At 64.2% G+C, this 23,273-nt stretch carries 22 protein-coding genes, 1 pseudogene and 1 riboswitch; of the genes and pseudogenes, 12 read left to right on the top strand and 11 right to left on the bottom strand.

Translation table 11 applies throughout. From position 1 onward, the window contains the following. The 3 genes from QZ564_RS15525 to QZ564_RS15515 form a co-directional block, all read left to right on the top strand. Positions 1-2,926: peptidoglycan-binding protein (locus QZ564_RS15525; protein WP_297111938.1), on the top strand; the 2,926-nt coding region annotated here is incomplete at its 5' end. A 141-nt stretch (positions 2,927-3,067) separates the two neighbouring features. Next, the gene (locus QZ564_RS15520) at positions 3,068-3,994 is read left to right on the top strand and encodes a sulfite exporter TauE/SafE family protein (RefSeq protein ID WP_297111936.1); all 927 of its coding nucleotides are present in this window, start codon (positions 3,068-3,070) and stop codon (positions 3,992-3,994) included. Next, positions 3,991-4,752: a TIGR02186 family protein gene (locus QZ564_RS15515; protein WP_297111934.1), complete on the top strand. Its 762-nt coding sequence runs from the start codon at positions 3,991-3,993 to the stop codon at positions 4,750-4,752. Before QZ564_RS15520 ends, QZ564_RS15515 begins: the two co-directional genes overlap by 4 nt. Positions 4,753-4,757: 5 nt before the next feature. Here the strand turns inward: QZ564_RS15515 and pdeM are convergent, their stop codons facing one another. Continuing rightward, positions 4,758-5,465 (bottom strand): ligase-associated DNA damage response endonuclease PdeM, encoded by a 708-nt coding sequence (gene pdeM / locus QZ564_RS15510; RefSeq protein WP_297111932.1) that lies wholly within the window; start codon positions 5,463-5,465, stop codon positions 4,758-4,760. A gap of 43 nt (positions 5,466-5,508) precedes the next feature. Further along, complete coding sequence (locus QZ564_RS15505) at positions 5,509-7,995, bottom strand: ligase-associated DNA damage response DEXH box helicase (protein ID WP_297111930.1); 2,487 nt, start codon at positions 7,993-7,995, stop codon at positions 5,509-5,511. 70 nt (positions 7,996-8,065) lie between these two features. Between QZ564_RS15505 and QZ564_RS15500 the strand changes: the two genes are divergently transcribed. Then, on the top strand, positions 8,066-8,737 hold the full coding sequence (locus QZ564_RS15500) for a nucleoside/nucleotide kinase family protein (protein WP_297111928.1): 672 nt from the start codon (positions 8,066-8,068) through the stop codon (positions 8,735-8,737). Positions 8,738-8,848: 111 nt separating this feature from the next. After that, positions 8,849-10,192, top strand: coding sequence for an MATE family efflux transporter (locus QZ564_RS15495; RefSeq protein WP_297111926.1), 1,344 nt, complete (start codon positions 8,849-8,851; stop codon positions 10,190-10,192). On the opposite strand, the gene QZ564_RS15490 is transcribed toward QZ564_RS15495, so the two are convergent. Next, positions 10,175-11,281, bottom strand: a complete 1,107-nt coding sequence (locus QZ564_RS15490) for a quinone-dependent dihydroorotate dehydrogenase (protein ID WP_297111924.1) — start codon at positions 11,279-11,281, stop codon at positions 10,175-10,177. The genes QZ564_RS15495 and QZ564_RS15490 overlap by 18 nt on opposite strands. After that, positions 11,278-11,637, bottom strand: a complete 360-nt coding sequence (locus tag QZ564_RS15485) for a DUF952 domain-containing protein (protein WP_297111922.1) — start codon at positions 11,635-11,637, stop codon at positions 11,278-11,280. The genes QZ564_RS15490 and QZ564_RS15485 overlap by 4 nt, the downstream gene beginning before the upstream one ends. Before the next feature lie 119 nt (positions 11,638-11,756). Between QZ564_RS15485 and QZ564_RS15480 the strand changes: the two genes are divergently transcribed. Both QZ564_RS15480 and aac(6') read left to right on the top strand, forming a co-directional pair. Then, entirely contained in the window at positions 11,757-12,407 is a 651-nt protein-coding gene (locus QZ564_RS15480) for a helix-turn-helix transcriptional regulator (RefSeq protein ID WP_297111920.1), read from the top strand. Continuing rightward, a complete protein-coding gene (aac(6'), locus tag QZ564_RS15475) occupies positions 12,404-12,850 on the top strand; it encodes an aminoglycoside 6'-N-acetyltransferase (protein WP_297111918.1) in 447 nt (148 codons plus the stop codon). The genes QZ564_RS15480 and aac(6') overlap by 4 nt, the downstream gene beginning before the upstream one ends. 3 nt (positions 12,851-12,853) lie before the next feature. Here aac(6') and QZ564_RS15470 read toward each other — a convergent pair whose 3' ends face one another. Next, positions 12,854-13,225, bottom strand: coding sequence for a chlorophyllide reductase (locus QZ564_RS15470; RefSeq protein ID WP_297111916.1), 372 nt, complete (start codon positions 13,223-13,225; stop codon positions 12,854-12,856). A gap of 112 nt (positions 13,226-13,337) precedes the next feature. On the opposite strand from QZ564_RS15470, the gene QZ564_RS15465 reads away from it, so the two are divergent. Next, a complete protein-coding gene (locus QZ564_RS15465) occupies positions 13,338-13,913 on the top strand; it encodes a hypothetical protein (RefSeq protein WP_297111914.1) in 576 nt (191 codons plus the stop codon). A 3-nt stretch (positions 13,914-13,916) separates the two neighbouring features. Next, entirely contained in the window at positions 13,917-14,135 is a 219-nt protein-coding gene (locus QZ564_RS15460) for a helix-turn-helix transcriptional regulator (RefSeq protein WP_297111912.1), read from the top strand. Positions 14,136-14,153: 18 nt separating this feature from the next. Here QZ564_RS15460 and QZ564_RS15455 read toward each other — a convergent pair whose 3' ends face one another. Then, positions 14,154-15,800 (bottom strand): lysine--tRNA ligase, encoded by a 1,647-nt coding sequence (locus QZ564_RS15455; RefSeq protein ID WP_297111910.1) that lies wholly within the window; start codon positions 15,798-15,800, stop codon positions 14,154-14,156. A gap of 144 nt (positions 15,801-15,944) precedes the next feature. On the opposite strand from QZ564_RS15455, the gene QZ564_RS15450 reads away from it, so the two are divergent. Beyond that, positions 15,945-16,358: a tellurite resistance TerB family protein gene (locus QZ564_RS15450; RefSeq protein ID WP_297111908.1), complete on the top strand. Its 414-nt coding sequence runs from the start codon at positions 15,945-15,947 to the stop codon at positions 16,356-16,358. On the opposite strand, the gene QZ564_RS15445 is transcribed toward QZ564_RS15450, so the two are convergent. Next, a complete protein-coding gene (locus QZ564_RS15445; RefSeq protein WP_297111906.1) occupies positions 16,355-16,957 on the bottom strand; it encodes a TetR/AcrR family transcriptional regulator in 603 nt (200 codons plus the stop codon). The genes QZ564_RS15450 and QZ564_RS15445 overlap by 4 nt on opposite strands. Positions 16,958-17,033: 76 nt before the next feature. Between QZ564_RS15445 and QZ564_RS15440 the strand changes: the two genes are divergently transcribed. After that, positions 17,034-17,663, top strand: a complete 630-nt coding sequence (locus QZ564_RS15440; RefSeq protein WP_297111904.1) for a DUF2306 domain-containing protein — start codon at positions 17,034-17,036, stop codon at positions 17,661-17,663. On the opposite strand, the gene QZ564_RS15435 is transcribed toward QZ564_RS15440, so the two are convergent. Continuing rightward, on the bottom strand, positions 17,664-18,488 hold the full coding sequence (locus tag QZ564_RS15435) for a transporter substrate-binding domain-containing protein (protein WP_297111902.1): 825 nt from the start codon (positions 18,486-18,488) through the stop codon (positions 17,664-17,666). It lies immediately after the preceding gene. Between the two features lie 146 nt (positions 18,489-18,634). Next, positions 18,635-19,843, bottom strand: a complete 1,209-nt coding sequence (metZ, locus tag QZ564_RS15430; protein ID WP_297111900.1) for an O-succinylhomoserine sulfhydrylase — start codon at positions 19,841-19,843, stop codon at positions 18,635-18,637. Positions 19,844-19,884: 41 nt separating this feature from the next. Next, positions 19,885-19,960: riboswitch (SAM riboswitch) on the bottom strand. 194 nt (positions 19,961-20,154) lie between these two features. On the opposite strand from metZ, the gene QZ564_RS15425 reads away from it, so the two are divergent. Continuing rightward, positions 20,155-21,261, top strand: a complete 1,107-nt coding sequence (locus QZ564_RS15425; RefSeq protein WP_297111898.1) for a 2'-deoxycytidine 5'-triphosphate deaminase — start codon at positions 20,155-20,157, stop codon at positions 21,259-21,261. Between the two features lie 115 nt (positions 21,262-21,376). On the opposite strand, the gene ugpC is transcribed toward QZ564_RS15425, so the two are convergent. Together ugpC and QZ564_RS15415 are read right to left on the bottom strand one after the other, a co-directional pair. Continuing rightward, the gene (gene ugpC, locus QZ564_RS15420) at positions 21,377-22,435 is read right to left on the bottom strand and encodes a sn-glycerol-3-phosphate ABC transporter ATP-binding protein UgpC (protein WP_297111896.1); all 1,059 of its coding nucleotides are present in this window, start codon (positions 22,433-22,435) and stop codon (positions 21,377-21,379) included. 9 nt (positions 22,436-22,444) lie between these two features. Continuing rightward, a pseudogene (locus tag QZ564_RS15415) lies at positions 22,445-23,273 on the bottom strand (glycoside hydrolase family 2 protein); the annotation flags it as partial.

Raw genomic sequence — 23,273 nt, 5'->3', positions numbered from 1 at the left:
GCTCGTCGCCTCTGGCGAACTGCGCCCCGACGCGGACCAGCGCCGCGCCGCCGAGAGCAAGCCCGACCCGGCCCAAACGCTGGCCCCGGCCATGCGCTCGATCGAAGATGGGGTGCGCAATGTCTACGATCGTATCGACGCGATCGAACAGACGGTATCGCTGTCGGCTGCCGATTTCGAGCGGCTCACCAGCGAGATGGCCGCCTTCACCCGTGCCATCCAGGACAAGGATGGCCGGCCCGATGCCCTGGCCGCCCAGCTTGATGCCGTCGTGGCGCGACTGGACCGGGCCGAGAACGGCAATGAGCAGATTGCAGCCCTCAAGGCCGAGATGGGGGCGCTGCGCGACACCGTACTCGAAGGCCTCGAACCACGCTTTGCCCGGCTTGAGAACAAGCTGGAGACGCTGAGCGACCGCATCGTGCCGGTCGATACCAAGGCCGTCGAAGATCAGCTCAAGCTATTGATGGGCCGCATGGACGATGCCAGCGCCCAGCTCGATACCCTCGCCCGCCAGCAGGGCAGCACCGAGCAGCCGGATTTTGAATCGCTGGCCACGATGGTAGCCGAGCGCACCAGCGATGCCATGAGCCGCAAGGCGCCAGCGCCCGTCGCGATGTTCGGGCCGGACAGCCTCAAGAGCATCGAGGACCGACTGGCGGGCATGATCAAGTCGGCAGGCAAGACGCCGGACTATGAACAGTTGGCCGACATGGTCGCCACGCGCGCCTCCGAGGCCCTGAGCAAGGGCCCTGCGATCAGCAGCGACAACATCGACGCGCTTGAAAAGCGCATGACCGCACTGCTCAACACCACCGGCAAGGAAACGGCAGAGCGGCTGGCGCGGCTCGAGGCCGTTCTGGCCGGTGCATCAGAAAAACCGGCGGCCCCGGCGAAGGCCCCTGCCCCTGCCGCCGCCTTGGCCTCGGCACCAACGCCGTCGATCAGCACCGCTGCCGCCGATGCTGCCGATCCCGAGGACGAATTCGCCCAGGTGCTGCAGGCAGCCGCGCAGCCGGACAATCGCAAGCTCGACACCATTCTGGCCGGCCTGACGACCGACCGCCGCGACGCCATGCCCAGCAATCCGGCTGATGAGGCCCCGCTGGTGGACAAGGGCTTCCCGGACAAGACGCCCGTCCGTTCGGCACTGAGCGGTGAAGCCAGCCGCGCTTCTGCACCGATGATGCAGGAGGCGCAGCAACCGGCTGTGAAGGCCGCCCCGGCCTTCGACCCAAGCAAGGCAGAACGGCCGCCCCGGCCGCGCTCCAGCTTTGCCGAGCTGGATGCCGACCCCTTCGCGCCGGCTGCGCCCTCCGAAGCGCCAAGGCCTGCTGAAGCGCCTGTGGCGCCATCCAATACCAGCACCTTTGTGGCCGCCGCCCGACGCGCACAACGAGCCAAGCAGGAAGAAGCGCCGGCCGGACAGGGCAATTCGATCATCGGGCGGGCTCTGGCTCGCGTCCGGTCGCGCAAGGAAAACGATGCGGCCGCATCGCCGGTTCTTCGTCAGGAAGAGCCCAAGGATGCCTCCGCCCCGCAGCCCGAACCCCGCCGCAAGCGCGAAAAGCCAGCCAAGGCCGAAAAGCGCACGCAGGCAAAGCGGGACGACAATCAGGCGCCGCCGCTGCCTGAGGCTGGCGAGACACCCCAGGCCAGCTTCCTCGCGCGCCATCGCCGGCCCCTGTTGCTGGCCGCCACGCTCGCCGCCGTCTCCATGCTGGCCCTGAACCTTGTGTTGCAGCGCATGTCCCCGCCCGCCCCGGCTCCGGATGCAGCGGTCACCGCGCCGGCCGATCCGGCATCGGACACTCCTCCGGCCTCGGACGACGTCTCCAGCCTCGTGCCGCCGCGCGTGATCGACCTGGTCGACACCACCGCCACCGGCTCGATCAATCCGGGCGAACCGATGAGCTTCTCGCGCGCCGGCAAGCTGGCGCCAAGCACGCCCATGCCGCCCACACTGATGGCCGATGGCGGGCGCATTGCCCTGGCCGTACCCACCATCGAAGACGCTCCGGAGGTCACCGGCTCGATCGGGGCCAACGCCGCTGCTGCTCCCGCCGAGTCCTTTGACCTGCCGCCCGAGGCCGTTGGCCCGCTTGAGCTGCGTCAGGCCGCGGCCAATGGCAATGCCAAGGCTCAGTTCGAAGTCGCCGCCATTTTCGGCGAAGGCCGCGCGCTCGAAAAAGACCTGGAAGCCTCGGCGCGCTGGTATGAACGTTCCGCCTCCCAGGGCTTTGCGCCGGCGCAGTACCGGCTGGGCAACCTGTACGAGCTGGGCAATGGCGTTGAGAAGAACCTCGAACAGGCGCGGCTGTGGTATCAGCGCAGCGCCGAAGCGGGCAATCGCATGGCGATGCACAACCTGGCCGCCCTCTATGCCGGGGGCGAAATGGGCGACCAGCAGTTCGAGCAGGCAGCGGAGTGGTTCACCCAGGCCGCCAATCGCGGCATGACCGACAGCCAGTTCAACCTGGGCATGCTCTATGCGCGCGGCCTGGGGGTCGAGCAGGATTTCGAGCAGTCCTACAAATGGTTCTCACTGGCCGCTGCAAATGGCGACCAGGACGCGGCCAAGGCGCGCGACGATATCGCCAAATCCCTCTCCGCCGAGGCTGTTGGCCGGCTGGGCGCGGAGCTCGCCGCCTGGCGCATGGAAAAGGTCGATCTGGCCGCCAATTTCGCGCCGATCGGCACCTGGACCGACACGTTCGATCCGGGTGAGCCCATCGGCAATGGCGAGGTGATTGCCAAGGTGCAGCAAGCCCTGAGCAAGCTTGGCTTCGACGTCGGTACGGCCGATGGCGTGGTCGGCCCCAAGACGCGCGACGCCATCCGCGCTTTCGAGCGGGCGACCGGCATGAGCGAAAGCGGGTCCATCAATCCGCGTCTGCTGGCCGTATTGGGCAGTCAGCCGGTTTGACAGCGCATCGTCATTGACAGTGTCATGGCCCGGACGTAAGCCCGGGCCATAATAATTTTGTCCGCTGGCAGCGGGCCTTACCTCTTGTTGACGGACCCTCCTGTAGGATGGGCCGCGACACCTATTTACGGGACCCTGGTCTTGCAGATCTATCTGCCGATCGCCGAGCTTTCCGTGAACCTCTTCTTTCTCGTGGGGATCGGAGGGGCGGTCGGATTTTTGTCCGGCCTGTTCGGCGTCGGTGGCGGCTTCCTGCTGACGCCCTTGCTGATTTTTTTGGGTGTGCCGACGGCGGTGGCCGTGGCTTCAGTCACCGGGCAGGTCGTGGCCGCCTCGACATCGGGGGCCCTCAGCCACTATCGGCGCGGCGGGGTCGACCTGCACCTGGCGATGTATCTGGTCCTCTCAGGCGTCTTGGGGGCCTTTGGCGGCGTTGCCGCCTTTGACCTGCTGCGCGATGCCGGCCAGCTCGATCTTATCATCTCGCTCGGTTTTTTGGTGCTGCTGGGCTTTGTGGGCGTGCTGATGCTGCAGGAGTCCGTACGGGCGCTGCTCAAGCGCCGGCAGGGCATCGTCGTGCGCGAGCGCCTGCCCAACCAGCACAGCTGGATCCATGGCCTGCCGCTGCGGGTACGCTTCAAGAAAAGCCGGCTCTATATCAGCGTCCTGCCGGTGCTGCTGATCGGCCTCTTTATCGGCTTTGTCGGCTCGCTGCTGGGCATCGGCGGCGGCTTCATCATGGTGCCGGCGCTGGTTTATCTGCTGCGCGTTCCTGGCTCTGTGGTGATCGGCACATCGCTGGCCCAGGTGGTGGCGATGATGGCGGCGACCACGGTTCTGCATGCCGTGCAGAGCCAGAGCGTGGATATCCTGTTGGCCTTCTGTCTCATGGTTGGCGGCGTAGCCGGTGCCCAGTTCGGCGCCGCCGCCGGCAAGCATTTGCGGGGCGAACAACTGCGCGGCCTCCTGGCCCTCTTGGTGCTGGCCGTCGCCATACGCTTCGGTCTGTCGCTGGTGCTGACGCCGGACGACATCTTCTCCATGGCCGTGACGAGCCTGGCGCCATGACCCGGATCCTGCTCATTCTCCTTGCCCTCCTGGCCCTGACGCTGCCGGCATCGGCCGAACGGCTGATTTCGAGCCTTTCGACAGAGACGGTGCAGATCACCTCCAGTTTCGATGGCGAACGGATGACCTTTTTCGGCACCGTGGCGCCGGAGGCCGGCTCGGAAAAGAAGTTTGTCGAGGGTCCCTTCCATGTCGTGGTGGTCATACTCGGGCCAAGGCAGGATCGCGTGGCCCGCAAGAAGACCAATAATTTCGGCATCTGGCTCAATACCGAACAGGTCGAGTTCGCCGGATTTCCGAGCTATTTCCACGTGCTCTCAAGCGCCAGGCTGCGCGAGATCACCGATGTGAACACGCTGACGACCAATTACATCCTGCCCGAGTCCCATGCGATCTCGCCCAATCCCGCCGGCTGGTGGCAGACCCTGACTTTCGGGCACGAGCTCATCCGCCTGATGAGTGAACAGGGCCTGTTCGGCGTCCAGGAGAACGGGGTGCAGTTTCTCTCCGAAGGCTTCTACCAGGCGCAACTGACGCTGCCGAGCAATGCCCCGCCGGGCCCCTATATCGCCCAGACCTATGTATTCAAGAATGGCGAGGTCATCGCCCGAAAGTCCGATGGCTTTGCCGTCCGCAAGATCGATTTCGAGCGGTTCCTGGCGCTGTCGGCCACGCAATATCCGTTGCTCTATGGGCTGGCCTGCGTGGTGCTGGCGCTATTTACCGGCTGGCTCGGCGGGGTGCTGTTCCGCAGGTAGCTTTTTCAGCCGCCCACCAGCCGCCTGACCGGCACCGGATAGGTGCGGTCCCGGCCCAGCATCACAACCTCCAGTGCCGGCCAATGGAACAGGCCCATGAACGCAGGCGAAAGGATGTTCAGGGCGCCCGTCGAGGCCCCATAGGCCGGCAGGATCAGCAGGCGATTGTCGTGCACGAAACAGGGTTTGCGCGTGGTCCGCCCGTCCATGGCAATGCGCGCGGCGGGATGCAAATGGCCGGCAACGAGGCCCGTGCGTCCCTTGTTTGGCTCATGAGTGAATAGCAGACCATCCAACTCAAGCTCGGGCAGGCACAGGCCGCCAATGGCGTGCGGCGCCGGATCGTGATTGCCTGAGAGCCAAATGCATTCGACAGCCTCGGTAATGGCATCAACCCGCATGCGGTCGGCCGGGGTAAGCAGGTTGGCCGAATCCGCCCGGTGGAAACTGTCACCCAGCGACAGCAGGCGGGTGGCGCCCGTGCGGCGGATATCGGTTTCAAGCCGGCTCAGCGTCATGGCGGTGTCATAGGGCGGCAGCATTTGGCCGCGCCGGGCAAAGCTCGCCATCTTTTCGAGATGCAGGTCCGCAACCAGCAGCGTCTGCCGGGCACGCCAATAGAGGGCGCCGGAAGACAAAGGCTCGAAATTGTGTCCAGCAAAACGCAGCACGGATGGGTCCGGTATTGGAGCGGCAAGGGCTGCGTTGTTCATATCGTCGATCTGGTCCGGACTGGAAGGCCCTGACCGCGCGCCGTCAGCGACCGCCCAGAGCCTCGCGGATCAACTCATCCGCCGCATCAGCCATAGCTGATTCCCTTGCCTCCCCGAAAATCGGCTCCTTGCCGATATCGAGCATGACCGGCACGGCGAGCGGCGAAATCTGGTGCAGGGGCTTGTGCACGATGTGGTGGCGGATGCGGGAGAGCATCTGGCCTAGGCGTTCGATGTCGAGCAGGCCGCGCGCGGCGTCGCGGCGGGTGGCTTCGATCAGGATGTGGTCCGGCTCATGCTGGTAGAGCACGTCATAGATGATATCCGAACTCATGGTGATCTGCCGACCGGTTTTTTCCTTGCCGGGATGACGGCGCTCGATCAGCCCCGCGATGATGGCGCAGTTGCGGAAGGTGCGCTTCATCAGCGCGCTTTCATCGAGCCAGGCTTCCAGGTCGTCGCCCAGCATGTCCTCGGAAAAGAGCTCGTCGAGCGAAAGCCGCCCGGTGCGGATCAGCGCCGAGAGATCGCCCAGACCCCAGACGGCCAGCGCATATTCGCTCGCAACGAAACCGAGCGGCCGGGCCCGCATGCGTTCGAGCCTTCGGGTCAGCAGCATGCCCAGGGTCTGATGGGCGAGCCGGCCCTCGAAGGGATAGCAGACCAGAAAATTCTGCGTGCCACGCGGGAAGGTTTCGACGAGCAGGCTGTCACGCCGCGGCATGACGGACAGATCGCGCTGCAGGCGCAGCCAGTCGCCGACCTGGTCGGGCAATTTGGACCATTCCTCCGGACTATCCATGATGCGGCGGACGCGCTCGGCGAGATAAGTCGAGAGCGGAAACTTGCCGCCCATATAGGAGGGTATCTTGGGGTCCTTGGAGAAGGCGCGGGAGACGAAAGCCTCATTGTCCTTCATGCCCTCAAAGGCAACGATCTCGCCGCCGAACATGAAGGTGTCGCCCAATGAGAGCGTGCCGAAGAAGTATTCTTCCATCTCCCCCAGCACACGACCACCCGCCCCAATCGGCCCGGTGGTCCGCCCCTGCTTCAGCCCCCGCGCCCGCACCAGGCGCACCCGCACCATGGGCTCCTCGATGATGGTGCCGATATTGAGCCGGTATTGCTGGGCCACCTGGGGATGCGACAGGCGCCATTTTCCATCCGAATTTTGCCGGAGGCGGGCATAGCGTTCATAGGCGCGCAGCGCGTAGCCACCCGTGGCGACGAAATCGAGCACCTTGTCGAACTTCTCGCGGCTGAGGTCGCGATAGGGCCAGGCCCGGGTCACTTCTGCGTAAAGGTCTTCGGCCAGGAAAGGCTCGGCGCAGGCCATGCCCAGAACGTGCTGGGCCAGCACGTCATAGCCGCCCGGCATGGGGTCCTCGCTGTCCTGGTGCCCTTCGGCGACGGCTTCCACGGCGGCCTCGCATTCGAGCACCTCAAAGCGGTTGGACGGCACCAGCAGCGCTTCGGACGGATCGTCGAGCCGGTGATTGGCGCGGCCGATGCGCTGCAGCATGCGCGAAGAGCCCTTGGGGGCGCCCACCTGAACGACAAGATCGACGTCGCCCCAGTCGATGCCGAGATCGAGCGTGGAGGTACAGACCACCGCCTTCAATTTGCCCGAAGCCATGGCCGCCTCGACCTTGCGGCGCTGTTCGACGGAAAGCGAGCCATGGTGCAGGGCGATGGGCAGCATGTCCTCATTGATGTCCCAGAGCCCCTGGAACAGCATTTCCGCCTGCGACCGGGTATTGACGAACAACAGCGTCGTCTTGTGCTGCTTGATCACCGCATAGAGTTCGCGATGCGCATAAACCGCCGAGTGGCCGGCCCATGGCAGGCGCTCCTCAGTTTCGAGAATCTGCAGTTGAGGTGGTGCGCCGCCTACCATGCGCAGCAGATCGGTTCGCCTTTCCGGGCGGGGCTGAGCGATCCAATCGCGCAAGAGGTCCGGTCGCGCCACGGTCGCCGAGAGCGCGGTGATGCGCATGTCGGGCGCCAGTTTCGCCAATCGGGCGAGGCCCAGCGACAGCAAGTCCCCGCGCTTGGAGGTGACCAGGGCATGCAATTCGTCAAGCACGACACGCCTGAGGGTCCCAAACATCAGCTCGGCATGCGGGTGCGATATCAGCAGGGCCAATTGCTCGGGGGTGGTCAGCAGGACCTGGGGCGGCTTGACCCGCTGTCGCGCGCGCTTGGCCGCCGACGTATCGCCGGTGCGGGTTTCGACGCGGATGGGCAGGTCCATCTCGGCGATCGGATTGGAGAGATTGCGCTGCACATCTACCGCCAGCGCCTTGAGCGGGGAAATGTAGAGCGTGTGCAGGCCATCGAAATCGCCATCCACCAGATCGGAGAGGGTCGGCAGGAAACCCGCCAGCGTCTTGCCGGCCCCGGTGGGTGCAATCAGCAACTGGCTTGCCTCGGCCTGGTGCGAGGCGAGGACGTCGAGCTGATGGCTGCGCGGTGCCCAGCCGCGGGCGGCGAACCAGTCGGCAATGATGGGGGGAAGGGGCGGAGCCAAGGATCACCTGCTGCAAATCGCTGCCAAGCCTATATGATCGTCCCCGACCATACCAAGGCGGGAGGCGCTCATGCCCCAGATCATTCATCTGAGCCCTGAAAACGTGATGGCGCGGCTCGTGCCGCACATCCTGGAGATGGAAAGCGCCGCGCATGGCCAGCGCATCGCCATCGGACTGGCCGGTGGCCCTGGCACAGGCAAGTCGACCCTCGCCGCTGAACTGGTCACCATGCTCAATGCGGTCAAACCCGGCAGTACGGCGCTGGTGCCCATGGATGGCTTCCACATGAAGCATGCCAAGCTCGAGGCCATGGGCGAGACTGACCGCAAGGGCGCCCCTCACACCTTCGAGGGCGCCGAATTCGTCAGTTTCCTGCATCACCTCAAGCACAGCGGCGAAGCCGTGAGCGGTCCCGGCTATAGCCGCAAGATCGAAGACACCGTCGAGAACGCCTTCACGGTGCAGCCCGCTGTAAGGGTGCTGGTGGTGGAGGGCAATTACCTGTTGCTCACCGAAGGCCCCTGGGCCGGTGTGCGGCCCCTGCTCGACTATGCCGTCTTCATCCATGTGCCGCGCGAACTGGTGCGCAAACGGCTCATGAAGCGCCATGGCGAGGAGGGCCTGTTCACCGAAGAGCGCAACCGCGCCCATATCGAGCGCAATGACCTGCCCAATTACGACCTTGTCGAACAGTCCCGCGAGCGGGCCGACGTAGTGTTCGAACTGGATGTGGCCCGGTAGCAAGCAAGAAAGCACACCGTCTCGCGCGCCTCATTTGAGACGAACGGCAGCCGGGGGTTTTCTTGCCCCGGCGCGGTGTTATGAAGCGGGTATCTTCACGAGCTTCTACCCATGACCTCCCGTCCCCAGCACCCGTTCGACGTCCGCAGCAGGGATGTCTGGTCCATCGCCCTGCCCGCGTCGGTGGCCTTTATCACCGAGCCGATGGTGGGGCTGGTGGATATCGCCGTGGTCGGCCGTCTGGGCGATGCGGCGCTGCTGGGCGGGCTGGTGCTGGGCGCGCTGGTGTTCGATTTCGTCTTTTCTCTGGCCTATTTCCTGCGCATTGGCACGGCGGGCCTGGTGGCGCAGGCGGTCGGCGCGCGCGACCCGAGGGATGGCTTGCTGCACGTTTCGCGGGCCCTGATCCTGGGTGTGGGCATCGGCATTGGCTTATTGTTCCTCGCCGCGCCGATCCTGTGGCTCGCCAATGGGCTGCTGGCCCCCGACCCGGGTGTCGCCGAAGCGCTGGCGGACTACTATTTCGTGCGCATCTGGTCGGCGCCCTTCTCGCTGGTCAACTACGCCCTGCTGGGCTGGTTCTACGGCCGGGCAGCGGCCCGCACCGGCATGTTGCTGCAACTCCTGCTGCATGGCATCAACATCGTGTGCAGCATCGGCTTCGTTTATTGGCTGGGCTGGGGCGTGGCCGGTGCGGCGGCCGGGACTGTATTGGGACAGGTCGCGGCGGCGTTTCTCGGCATGGCCATTCTCGTCCGGCATTATGGTGGCATAGCAGCGCTGGTTTCCCACATTGCGCCCGGCGAGCTGCGGGATGGCGTCGCCATCCGGCGCATGTTCGGATTGAGCCGGGATCTCATGCTCCGCTCCATTGCCATGATGGGGGCCTATGGCTGGTTCGCCGCGCAGGGCTCGCGCATGGGCGAGGTGGCACTGGCGGCCAATGCGGTGCTCTTGAACCTGCTCATGGTGGTCGGGTTCTTCATGGACGGCATCGCCCAGGCCGCCGAGCAATTGACCGGCAAGGCGGTGGGCGCCAATTGGCCCAAGGCCTATGACCAGGCCTACCGGCTGTCGATGGCCTGGGGCCTGGTGATTGCGCTGGGCCTGGGCGCGGCCTGGTATCTGGGCGGACCCTGGGTCATCAATTTCATGACCACCAATGCCGAGGTGCGGGCCCAGGCGCTGACCTATCTGCCGGTAGCGGCGCTCTGCGCGCTGAGCTTCATGCCCGCGTTCGTCTATGACGGCATATTGATCGGCACCACGCAGAACGTGGTCATGCGCAATGGCATGATCGTGTCGCTGGTGGTGTTTGTGGGCGTGGCGCTGGCGCTGCGTGATTGGGGCAATTGGGGGCTCTGGGCCGCCATGCATAGCTGGTTTCTGGCGCGCGGCGCGATCTATTGGTGGGCGCTGGAGCGCGTCAGGACCAGACTATTCAGCCCGGCCTGAGCTCCACTCGTCGGTCCTGGTGCCCACCAGTTCGGAAATGTTCTTCTTTCCTGCCGCGCGCACGCCGGCAACAAGTCCGCGCTTGATGCGGTCGAGCAGGTCAAGGCCGCCAAAGACCAGCGCTGAATAGAGCTGGATGGCATTGGCGCCCGCCTCGATCTTGGCCAGGGCCGATTGCGGCGAGTGGATACCCCCAACTCCGACTAGAGGCAGCGCTCCCACGCGCTGGCGCATCTGCGCCAGGCGCTGCGTGGACAGCGCAAACAGCGGTTTGCCGGAAAGCCCGCCGGTTTCGTCCGCATTCTCCCTGCCGGCGACAGGGTCGCGGGAAATGGTGGTGTTGGAGACGATCAGGCCATCAAGATCGGTGTCGCCGATGACCCGGGCAATGGCGTCCATGCCGGCTTCATCCAGGTCCGGCGCGATCTTGAGGAGTACGGGAACCCGGGTCTTTGCCTTGGCGCGGGCCGTCAGCACCTCACCCAGCAGCCGGCGCAGGGCCTCGTCGGCCTGAAGATTGCGCAGTCCCGGCGTATTGGGCGAGGAGATGTTGACGGTGAGGTAATCCGCCAGATCAGCAAAGCGCTGCACGCCAAGAACATAGTCGGCGACGAAATCCACGCTGTCCTTGTTGGCGCCGATATTGACGCCAAGCGCTGCCGGCACGCGCAGACCCTTGAGCCGGGCAAAGGCCGCCTCATGGCCCTCATTGTTGAAGCCCATGCGATTGATGACGCCCTCGGCTTCGGTCACACGGAACAGGCGCGGCTTGGGATTGCCCGTTTGCGGGCGTGGCGTCACGGTGCCGATTTCGACCATGCCAAAACCCATCAGCGCCAGCGGGCGCGGCACTTCGGCATTCTTGTCAAAACCGGCAGCCATGCCGACCGGGTTCTTGAGGTCGAGCCCGCACAGGGAGGTGGCCAATTCCTGTGGGTCGGCATGCGCCTGCTGCGGCGCCAGTCCCATGCGCAGGGCAGTGATGGTGGCGCCGTGCGCGGTTTCAGGGTCCATGCGCAGCAGCGCGTCCCGCGTGAGGCTGGCCAGCCCGGCATTGCGCAGCAGCGGCGACAGGGCGGAAAAGATCATTGGACGGCCTCCGGCAGCGTGCAATTGCCTTCGCCATCCACGCTGATTGGCTCTTCCCAGGCGATGGCCTCCAGGGGCAAGGCGCCACTATAGAGATGGGGGAAAAGCTGGCCACCGCGTGACGGCTCCCACACCAGCCCCTCGCCCAGATCGGCGGTGCGCACGGCAAGCAGCACCAAATCCGATTGCCCCTTGAAGTGCAGGCGCAGGGTCTCGGCCAGTTGCGTGGCGGTCGAGAAATGCATGTAGCCATCCGCGGCATCGATCGGCATGCCCTGATACTGGCCCGAGAGCCGCGCCGGGGCGAAGCTGGCGCTGGTGGCGATCTTGTAGATCAGGTCAGGCATTGGCGACATGGGGAACCTCAGGGCAGCGCAGTCTGCACGCCGGGGTAATGCGGTTGCGCCCTCTTTACAAGGCGTATGCGCCACCCTAGTATAGGATTGTTTTCCGCAATAAGATTGATTTCCTCGTCATGCTCTCACATCGCGCCATCTGGGACGGCATTGATGCGCTGGCGCGCCGGCAGGGTGTGTCGGTCTCGGCGCTGGCCAAGCTGGCCGGGCTGGACGCCACCGCGTTCAACGTCTCCAAACGCGTCAGCAAGGATGGGCGCGAGCGCTGGCCCTCGACCGAGAGCATTTCCAAGATTCTCGAGGCCACGGGCGAAAGCTTTGATAGCTTTCTGTCGGGGACCGGCGCCTATATGGCGATGCCGAGCGGCTTTGCCGAGCCAGATCTGCGCAATATTCCGCTGCTGGGCCTAGCCCAGGCCGGTCATGGTGGCTTTTTCGACAGTGCGGGCCATCCGGTCGGGCATGGGTGGGACGAAGTGGCCCTGCCCACGCCCGATGAGAGCGGTATCTATGCCCTCGAAATTTCAGGCGACAGCATGGAGCCGCTCTATCGCGAGGGGGACCGGATCGTGGTTTCCCCCACCGAGCAGGTGCGGCGCGGTGACCGAGTGGTGGTCAAGACCACGGACGGGGAGGTCATGGCCAAGATTCTCCACCGCCAGTCCGCCCGGCAGATCGAACTGCATTCGATCAATCCTGCCTATGAACCGCGCATCTTTGATATCGCCGATGTGGAGTGGATGGCGCGGATCATCTGGGCGAGCCAGTGAAGATCGCGCCCGCCACCGCTGCCGACGATGCGGACTGGGCAAAGATGCGTGGGGCGCTCTGGCCGAGCGGCGCGGGAGGCGTACACGCGAGGGAAATTGCAGAGCTCCTTGTCGAACCCGGCGAGACGCTGAACCTGATCGCGCGGGATGATGACGGCCATGCCCTCGGGTTTCTCGAGGCTTCTGTCCGCCACGACTATGTCAATGGCTGCAAGACATCCCCGGTGGCTTTCCTTGAGGGGATTTTCGTCTGGCCCGCCGCGCGCAGCCAGGGCGTGGCAAGGGCATTGGTGGCGGAAGCGGAAACCTGGGCGCGGCATCGGGGGCTTAGCGAGTTTGCCTCGGATGCGCCGGTGCAGAACAGGGCCAGCCAGGCCATGCATGAGGCGCTGGGCTTTGAGGAAACCCAGCGCGTGGTGTTTTTCAGGAAAGTGCTGCGCTAGCGTCTAGTGGCACCCTGCCCTGGCGAAAAGATCGGCCAGGATGATCGGGGTTGCCGGCGTTTCTGGCCAGCTTGCCGTGTCGGGCGCGCCAGCGGCGAGTGCCGAAAGCGCAGTCTCCTCCGAAAGAGTGAAACTCGCCGTGCATTTGAGCGGTGTGGCGCCTCGGGCCACAGCTTCCGATACCATGAGACCTGCGGTTTCCCCGACGCCCGCGAGATAGGCAATCACCGTATCACGGGCCGCAGCGTCGCTACGGGCACGCTGTGCCATTTCCATGACCTGGGAGACCGAGATCCGGCCGGAACTGGTGGTTGGCGCCGCGACGGCCGGTCCGGCGGACAGGGCGAGAAGAGCGAGCAGGCGAAGAGTGCGCATCAAGGTGATCCTTATTGCTGAACGATAATTTCTATCCCTTATACGGACTTCTATTATTGTCAAACGATAATCTATGTGTCACAAGCAGCGAACTGAAAACCGGAGTACAGGCATGAGCAATACAATGGAAACCGCCCTTGGCAGCGACCCGGCCATCTATGTCGCGCCGCGCATGGCGCTGCTGTTCAATGGCTTGTCCGTCGCGGCCGTGACGCTGGCGACACTGTTGCCAATAGGCGCGAGCCTTTTCTGGCTATTCGTCGACCCCGACCAGGTGCGGACCATGGTGGGGCTCGCGCCGGAGCTCTTGCCTGACATCACCATGGGGCAACGGATTGCTGCCGCGATCGTCGCCATTGCAACAACGCTGCCGCTGGCTTGGGGACTTGCGCGCCTGCGTATTTGCCTCAAGAGCTTTGCGGCCGGACGCCCCTTTGCGTCCGAGGGCATTGCCGGTCTCAGGGATTTTGCCACAGGCGGCATGCTGGCGGCCCTGGCGCAACTGGCCGGCCATACGCTGACGGCGCTGGTGCTCAGTTGGACCGCGGCGGAGGGTCACCGGCAATTGGCGATAGCCATCGATAGCCAGATGCTGTTGCTTGCCATGTTTGCCGGCACCATTGCCGCGTTGGGCTGGGCCATGGAAAAGGCCGCAACGATCGCTGAAGAAAACAGTCAGTTTGTTTGAACCATGCCGATCAAAGTCAATCTGGCCGTCGTTCTGGCCCAGCGCGGCGTCAAATCCAAGGATTTGGCACAGTCCATCGGCATAACCGAGGCCAATCTGAGCCTGCTCAAGCAAGGCAAGGTCAAGGGCATCCGCTTTGAAACGCTGGAGGCGATCTGTCGATATCTGGACTGCCAGCCCGGCGATCTGCTCGCCTTTGAAAGCCAGGAGGCGGGAGAATAATCTCCCGCCTCAATCATGTCAGGCGGCCGCGAGCTTGCCGGCCAGCGCGTCCCCGATGAGCCGTCGCGTATTGTCCACACCATAGAGCGCGGCAAACGAACCGAAACGCGGGCCGCGTTCCTGCCCGATCAGCACCTGGTAGAGCATCTGGAAGAAGTCGCCGGAGACGCCGGGACCGCCGGTGGGGCTCTTCTTGGAGTGATCCTGATAGCGCTCGATATTGCGCGCCACATCCAACGCTGCGTTCTGGATGGTCTCATTGCTGGCGTCAGCCGGCAATTCGGCAAAGGCAGCAGAAAGCGCCTCGAGCGCGGCCCGCTCCACCTCGTCCGGCGCGCGATAGCTCTTCTGCACGAAGTCGCGGAAGTAGCGCATGGCATAGCCCACCAAGGCATCCAGATGCGGATGGGTCTCGGCCGACACGCCCGGCGCATAGGCCGAAATATAGCCCCACATGACTTCGGGGGTTTCCGGGTTCGAGGCCGTGGCCAGGTTGAGCAGCAGCGCGAACGTCACCGGCATGTCGACCTTGGGCACGTCGCCATAATGGACGTGGAAGGCCGGATTTTCGAGCCGTGCGGGTGCCTCCTGCCGCTCATAGGCGGCAACATGCGCGAAATATTCGTCCACCGCGCGCGGGATGACATCGAAATGCAGGCGCTTGGCGACGCGCGGCTTCTGGAACATGTAGAGTCCCAGGCTTTCGGTCGGCGCATAGGTCAGCCACTCGTCAATGGTCAGGCCATTGCCCTTGGACTTGGAGATCTTCTGGCCTTCGGCATCCAGGAACAGCTCATAGACATAATGCTCGGGCGGGGTGCCGCCGAGGATGGAACAGATCTTGTCGTAGAGCACCTGATTGGTCTGGTGGTCCTTGCCGAACATTTCGAAATCGACGCCGAGCGCGGCCCAGCGCATGCCGAAATCGGGCTTCCACTGCAACTTCACATGGCCACCGGTGACCGGCACGGTGGTGTCGCGGCCATCCTCGTCCTCGAAAGTCACGGTACCGTCCTTGGCATTGACCTCCTTCATGGGCACATAGAGCACCCGCCCGCTGATCGGCGAGATCGGCAGGAAGGGCGAATAGGTCGCCTGGCGTTCGGCGCCAAGGGTCGGCAACATCACGGCCATGATGTCGTCATAGCGCTCGGCGGCACGACGAAGCACTTCGTCGAACTTGCCCGACTTGTAATAGTCCGTCGCGCTGGCAAACTCGTAGTCGAAGCCGAAGGTGTCCAGGAACCGCCGCAGCATGGCGTTGTTATGGTGGCCGAAGCTTTCGTACTGGTTGGTCCAGGGATCGGGCACCGCAGTCAGCGGCTTTTGCAGATGCGGCTCCATCGCCTCCTTGGAGGGGACGGTATCCGGAATCTTGCGCATGCCGTCGAGATCGTCGGAGAAGCAGATCAGCCGGGTCGGAATCTCGTCGCGCGTCAGCAGCCGGAAGGCCGTGCGCACCATGGTTGTGCGCGCCACCTCGCCAAAGGTGCCGATATGCGGCAGGCCTGAGGGACCATAGCCGGTCTCGAACAGGGCTTCGCGCTTGCCCGACTTTTCCAGCCGTTTGACCAGCTTGCGCGCTTCCTCGAAAGGCCAGGCGCGCGCGTTCTCGGCGGGCGCAAAGAAATCTGGGTCAAGGGCGGGCAAGGTGGCGGGCGACACGGGGCGGCAGCCTTTCGAGATTGATCAGGTTTAGGCGAAGCCCGGTCAATGCACCGGAACCGGGCGAACGTCAATGTCGCAGGTGGTTGCGAAGCAGGCGGACAGGGCCTAGTTCTTGAGGCACAGCAATCCCGGGACCCGACGATGACGACCTCCGCACAAGACGCCCTCATCCATTTGATGATCGTGGCCGCTTCCTCCGACAGCGCCATGACGGAAAAGGAGCTGTTCCGCATCAAGGCGCTGATCGATCGGCTTCCAGTATTCGAAGGTTTCGATGCCGACCGGCTGGCCGATGTCGCCAATGACTGCGCCGATATCCTGAACGGACATGACGGGCTGGACCGCGTCATCGACAATGCCATCAGCGCCCTGCCCGACAAATTGCAGGACACCGCCTATGCTCTTGCCATCGAGGTTACGGCGGTGGATCTGCATCTGGAGCAGGAGGAGTTGCGGTTCCTCGAGATGCTGCGCGACAAGCTCAGCCTGGACAGGTTGACCACTGCGGCCATCGAGGTTGCGGCGCGCGCCCGGCATAGAAGGCTGCCGAACTAGGCCTGCAGGTCCAGGCGTCGCAAAAGCGCCAATACATCACCGACCGGTGCAACCGGCCGATTGCGACCCAGCTTGCCCACCAGCGCAAGCACGGCATAGCCGTGAATGAGTGACCAGACCTGGGTCTCGATGACGCCTGGCGCCGTGCCGGGCGGCACAAAGGGTTCGCAGGCCGCGGCCAGCACGCCATAGGCGCGTGCCCCGGCCACGCCCAGTTCCTCCGATTTGCCCCCGAGCGGCCAGACCTGGCGAAACATCAGGTCGAACAGGTCCGGATGGGCTTTGGCAAAGTCGAAATAGGCCAGGCAAATCGCCTCCAGGCGCGCCCGCGGTTCATCAGGACCACGCGCCGCTTCTTCCTCCATAGCATCGGCGAACATGGTGAAGCCGCGCGCCGCAATGGCATCGAGCAGTCCGGCAACGCCATCGAAATGATGCGCCGGCGCAGCGTGGGATACCCCAGCAAGGGCCGCACATTTGCGCAGGCTGAGCCCGGCAATGCCGTCGCGCGCCAGCAGTGTCAGGCCTGCGCCGATCAGGGCTTCGCGCAAGTTGCCGTGATGGTGGGAGACGCGATCGATGGACGATTCTTGAGGCATCGGCGCATTATCCAATCGATCTTGACAGTGTCAAGCAATGATGATCTTTACACTGTCAAGTTGATGGAGGAAGGTCATGTCGATGGCGATGACGGTATTGCGCAACGCGCTTTTGTGGGTCCTGAGCCTGGGCGTTGCCCTGTTCTCCTGGCGCTTCATGGTGGGTGGGGTCGAGGCCACAATGGCGTTTGTGGCCTATCACGCGCAATTGCGGCCCATCGCATTCTTCGCCCACGTCGGTTTCGCGCCCATTGCTTTGGCACTGGTACCCTTCCAGCTCTGGCAGGGCCTGCGGGACCGGCGACCGCGTGTGCATCGCGCGCTGGGCCGCATCTATGGCCTGGCCATTCTCATTTCGGGCGCCGGCGGACTATGGCTGGCGATCAACACCCAGGCCGGTCCGGTGGCCGCGCTCGGCTTCGGCCTGCTGGCCGTCCTGTGGCTGGGTATCACCGGCCGGGGCATCATCCTCGCCATGCGCGGCGACCGGCCGGCCCATCGCCGCTGGATGATCCGCTCCATCGCCCTGACCCTGGCGGCGGTGACGCTGCGTATCCAATTGCCGGTGAGCATGATCCTCGATATCCCGATGGAGACCGCCTATCCGGCCATCGCCTGGCTGTGCTGGGTGCCAAATCTGATCATCGCCGAGCTGGTCCTGCGCTGGCCACGCCAGCCGGTCCTCAAGCTGCGGGCGCCGGCCTGATCAGTAGAACCCCACCGGGAACCAGCGCAGATAGAGTTCGTCCAGAACGCCATCCTGCTTGAGACGCACTAGCGCCCAATCGATGGCGTGGCGGACCGGATCGTGTCCGGCGGGGACGGCGATGGTCAGCCCCTCACCGAACAGATGCGGCCGGAAATAGGGATCACCCGCGAAGCCGCAGCAGGCCAGATTGTCATTGAGCCAGAATGCGCCGCGCATGGCATCGCCGAACCACGCATCGGCCGCGCCAGTCTTGACCGCCTCCAGGGCAGCGATTTCGCTGTCATAGGGCACCGCCTCGATTTCGGGCAGATAGCGCGCCAGAAACGCAGCATGGGCACTGCCCGCCCGCACCGCGACCTGCTCGCCGGCCAAGGCCTGCGGGCTAAAGCCCTCGACATCCTCCGCGCGGGTGACAAAACGCCCCGGCAACGCCAGATAGGTCGAGGAAAAGTCGAAGAGTTCGCCGTTTTCCGAGGTCATGGCCAAACCGGCGATCAGGGCATCGCCCAGATTGTCTGAGAGCGCGGTGGCCGCCTGATCCCAGGGCCAGACCTGCATGGTGCAGGCCACGTCGATCGTGGCGCAGATGCGCTTGGCCAGGTCGATATTGAAGCCGACCAATTCCCCGCTCTCGTCGCGATAATTGAAGGGTGGGAAATCGGCGGTGGTCAGGAAGCGGATGGCCGGAATGGGCGTGAGGCTGGGCAGCATCTCCCGCGCGTCGGGATCGGCATGATAGGGGAGGGATTGGGCGAGGACCGGGGTAGCGAGGGCGAGGATGCCTGCCACAAGACCAGCCAGAATGCCCGCCCATACCCCCACCCTGGCTTCGCTACGGCCACCCGGCCGAGCGGCGCTACCCTCCCCATAGGGGGGAGGGAGACGATGAACACCAGCGCAGTGCCCCTGCGCCTCCCTCCCCTTGATGGGGAGGGAATGAGGGTGGGGTGTAGCGGCAAGCACCATGGCTAGACCTGATCCAGCCCATACATCAGATCGGCAATCAAATCCTCGGGGTCTTCCAGACCCACCGACAGGCGCAGCAGGCCCGGCGTCACCCCGGTCTCCAGCCGCACCTCCTCGGTCAGGCGCGCATGCGTGGTGGTCCGTGGATGGGTGATCAGCGATTTGGCATCACCCAGATTGTTGGAAATCAGGATCACCGCCAGATTGTCCGAGAGCGCGAACGCCCCGTCCTGCCCGCCCTTGACGTCCAGTGCCAATAGCGTCGAGCCGCGTTTCATCTGGCGTTTGGCCAGGTCATATTGGGGATGGCTGGGATCATGCGGGTAGATTACCCGGTTGATCTTGGGGTGGCTGGCGAGCGCCGCCGCCACCTTTTCGGCATTGTCCGTCATCCGTTCGACGCGCAGGGCGAAGGTCTCCAGCCCCTTGGTCAGCACCCAGGCATTGAAGGGCGAAAGCGTCGCGCCGGTATGGCGCAGGAAGGTGTGGATGTCGCCCTCGATCAATTCCCGCGAGCCCAGCACAATGCCGCCCAGCACGCGCCCCTGGCCGTCGATATGCTTGGTGGCCGAATAGGTGACGAGATCGGCGCCCAGTTCCAGAGGCTTCTGGTAGAGCGCGGTGGCAAAGACATTGTCGACGATCAGCTTGGCGCCATGGGCATGGGCGATCTCGGCGACGGCGGCGATATCGACCAGTTCCAGGGTCGGATTGGTGGGAGTCTCGATGAACACCAGCTTGGTATTGGGCTGCATGGCGGCAGCAAAATTGGCGGGATCGCGCCCGTCGACCAGGGTCGAGGCCACACCGAAGCGTGGCGCGAAATCCTCCACCACATAGCGGCAGCCACCGAACAGCGCCTGGGAGGCGACGATATGATCCCCTGCTCGGACCTGGCTCATCACCGCATTGGTGACGGCCGACATGCCGGTGGCAAAACAGCGGGCCGCCTCGGCGCCTTCGATCAGCGCCATGCGGTCCTGGAACATGTCGTAGCTGGGATTGGCGAAACGCGAATAGTTGTGACCGCCGGGCACCTTGCCCTGGAACAGCAATTCGGCATGCTCTGAACTGGGATAGGCATAGCCGGAGTTCAGGAACAGCGCCTCGCTGGTCTCGTGGAACTCGGTCCGCTTGCCCCCGCCATGCACCATCTGGGTGGCCGCCGACAGCTTACGGGGATCGGCAAGGGGATTGTTCTTCCTGGACATGGTCTACGCCTTTGCAAACAAAAAACCGGCACGCGAATGGCGGCCGGTTCAAAACGGTCTTTAGCAACTTGTTTTAAGTGGCTGCAAGCGACCGGCCAAATCACCACTGGCGCCGATTTAACGGCATAGCGCACCGGGCGTCAATCGCGAGGTTGCTGGGGAAGAAGTGGTGTCGTGCCCTTCCACGGTCATTGTCCGGCTTGTCCGGGCAATCCAGACTTGGCACAAGGGAGCTGGATCGTCGGGACGAGCCCGGCGAAAACGGTGCGAGCAGTGCGGAGGCCAACTCCGCCATCTGTGGAAGGCGGCGCATGACCCAGACCTGGCCCAGGGGCGTCTTTCCGGCGCGGTTTATCGAGCAGCTTCACACGGATGGCGCCATTCTCGCCTCGCGACCCTTTGATGCGGACCAGGTCCAGCCGGCCAGTCTTGATCTCAGACTGGGCAAAACCGCCTATCGGGTCCGCTCCAGCTTTCTGCCCGGTCCGTCGCATTCGGTGGCCGAGCGTATCGAGGCGCTCAAGCTGCATGAGATCGACCTCAGCAAGGGCGCCGTCTTGGAGCGCGGCTGCGTCTATCTCGTGCCCCTTGAGGAAAGCCTCAACCTGCCCGCAGATGTCAGCGCATCGGCCAATCCCAAGAGTTCCACCGGGCGTCTGGACGTCTTTACCCGCGTCATCGGTGATCGCGCCCGTGGTTTTGATCAACTGCCCGCCGGCTACACGGGGCCGCTCTATCTCGAGATCAGCCCCCGCACCTTTCCGGTTCTCGTACGCACCGGCTCGCGGCTCAGCCAGATGCGGTTCCGCTGTGGCGATACCAGGCTATCGGTAGCCCAGCACCAGGCGCTGCATGCCTCCGATACGCTGGTTATTGGCGGCGACACGCCCGTGGGCGAAGGGGTAGCGCTGTCGATTGACCTTCAGGGCCAGGGGCGCAATGGGCTGATCGGATTCCGCTCCAAGCGGCACACCGCCGTCATCGACGTCGACAAGAAGGCGGCGCTTGATGTGCTCGACTTCTGGGAGCCGCTCTATGCCCGAGGCCGGAGCGAGTTGATCCTCGATCCGGATGAGTTCTACATCCTGGTGAGCCTGGAAGCGGTGCATGTGCCGCCCACCCATGCCGCCGAAATGGTCCCCTTCGATCCCCTGGTCGGCGAGTTCCGCGTGCACTATGCCGGCTTCTTCGATCCCGGTTTTGGCCATTCCGCCGCCGGCGGCACCGGCAGCCGTGCCGTGCTGGAAGTCCGGAGCCGCGAGGTGCCCTTCCTGCTGGGTCACGGGCAGATCATCGGCCGGCTGATCTATGAGGAACTGGCCGAGAAGCCAGACCGGCTCTATGGCACGGATCTCGGCTCAAACTATCAGGCCCAGACGCTCAAGCTTTCCAAGCATTTCAAGCCATTTGAAGGGTAGAGCCCCACAGCAACGGTTCCGCCCTCGGGCCTGACCCGCAGGCTGCCGCCAGGTCCGCACATATGGGAAGCGACCCCCGGATCGGGTCCGAGGGCGGCACGGTGGCTTGGTGTGCTTATCGCAGCCGCCTGCCGTCCTCGCCAAACACCAGCAGCGATGTCGGCTCGAAATGCGCCTTGTAGCGATCGCCGGTCTTGAGTGCCCGATCATTGCCGGTGGCAATGGTGATCACCTCGGCGCCCTGATCGCGGGCATAGGCATAGGTTTCGCCGCCCAGATGCTCGATGATCTCGACGGTGACCTCCAGGGTCGCCGACCCGGCATGGGCGAAATGTTCGGGCCGGACACCCACGGTCACCTTGGTTCCGGCGGCGAGCGCCACGGGCGCGGGAATGACCTGGCCTGGAAAGTCTGCAAGGCGGATGCCGCCGTCCTCGGCAACCCCGTCCAGGAAGTTCATCTTGGGTGACCCGATGAAGCCGGCAACGAAAAGATTGTCCGGATCATCATAAAGCTGCAGCGGGGTGCCCACCTGTTCGATGCGCCCATCGCGCAGCACCACGATCTTGTCGGCCAGGGTCATGGCCTCGACCTGGTCGTGAGTGACGTAGATGATGGTGGTGTTGAGTTCCTTGTGCAGCCGCGCCAGCTCGATGCGCATATGCACGCGTAGTTCGGCATCGAGATTGGACAGCGGCTCGTCGAACAGGAACACGTCCGGATGCCGCACGATGGCGCGACCGATGGCAACGCGCTGGCGCTGTCCGCCCGAAAGCTGGCCCGGACGGCGATCGAGCAGCGGCCCCAGTTCGAGAATGCGGGCGGCCTCTGCCACCCGGCTTTCGATTTCTGCCTTGCTGGCACCGGCAAAGCGCAGGGCAAAGCCCATATTCTCCCGCACGGTCATGTGCGGATAGAGCGCGTAGGACTGGAACACCATGGCGATGCCGCGCTTGGACGGATCGACATCGTTCATGCGTTCACCGCCGATGAACAGGTCCCCGCCGGAAATCTGCTCGAGACCGGCAATCATGCGCAAAAGCGTGGATTTGCCACAGCCGGAGGGGCCGACGAAGACCACGAATTCCTTGTCCGCGATCTCGAGGTCCACCCCCTTGATGACGTCCACGGCGCCGAAGGACTTCTGCACATTGGTCAGCTTCAAACCGGACATGGGATTTCCTCAGCTTGCAGTGAGTGTGACCACGGCGCGGCCCAGCCGCTCATTGGTCACGGTGAGGGTGATCGGGCCCTTGCCCGTGGATTTGAGCCAGAAGCCGGTCGAGCCGGCGCGCAGGGGTACCAGGCCCGGCCCCAGCCGCTCGGCAGCGCCGGAGACTTCGATGGACACCGGCTCGGCGAAGAAAGGCAGCTTCTTGCCCGACTGGTCCAGCGCCCGCACCATGACGCGCACGGTATCGCCCTCCGCGCCGATCTGGGTGGCGTCAGGCACGAGCTCGAGCGCATGAGCAATCGGATCGGCGATAAAATTGACGGTCTTGACCGGCTTGCCGTCGATAAAGCCGGTGATGGTGGCATCTTCCCAGCTCATGCCCCAAAGCCCCAGTTCCTCGTCGGTCAGGTGCTCGCGCTTGATCACAATGGGGGCGTGCGGCAGGTGCGGGAATTTCTCGCGGTCGGGCGTGAAGCGCTTGGGCGCATTCTTGCCATAGACCAGTTCGACCTCATCGCAATTGGTCAGGATCATCAGCGGCAGGACGCCACCGATATTGCGCTCGCCGCGCGCCCAGAAGGTCACGGGCTTGAGGATCACCTCTTCGCTCGGCTCGCACTGGCTGATATAGGCATAGGCGGCAAATTTGGGCTCGCGGAACATGTCCATCACGCCATGGTGGCAGATGCGATCGCCCGAGCCGAAATCCTTGTGGGTGTTGTAGTCGAAGGCGCACCAACCGATGCAACCGGCGATCTGCGGATCGCCATAGGCGGCGTTCATGACTTCCAGGTGCCGCAGCACATGTTCGGCCTGCCTCTGCTCCTGGTCCCAGCTC

The sequence above is a fragment of the uncultured Devosia sp. genome (assembly GCF_913055165.1).
Classification (GTDB): Bacteria; Pseudomonadota; Alphaproteobacteria; order Rhizobiales; family Devosiaceae; genus Devosia.
Note: the sequence above shows the minus strand (reverse complement) of the source record. Positions and strands in the feature narration are given on the sequence as shown.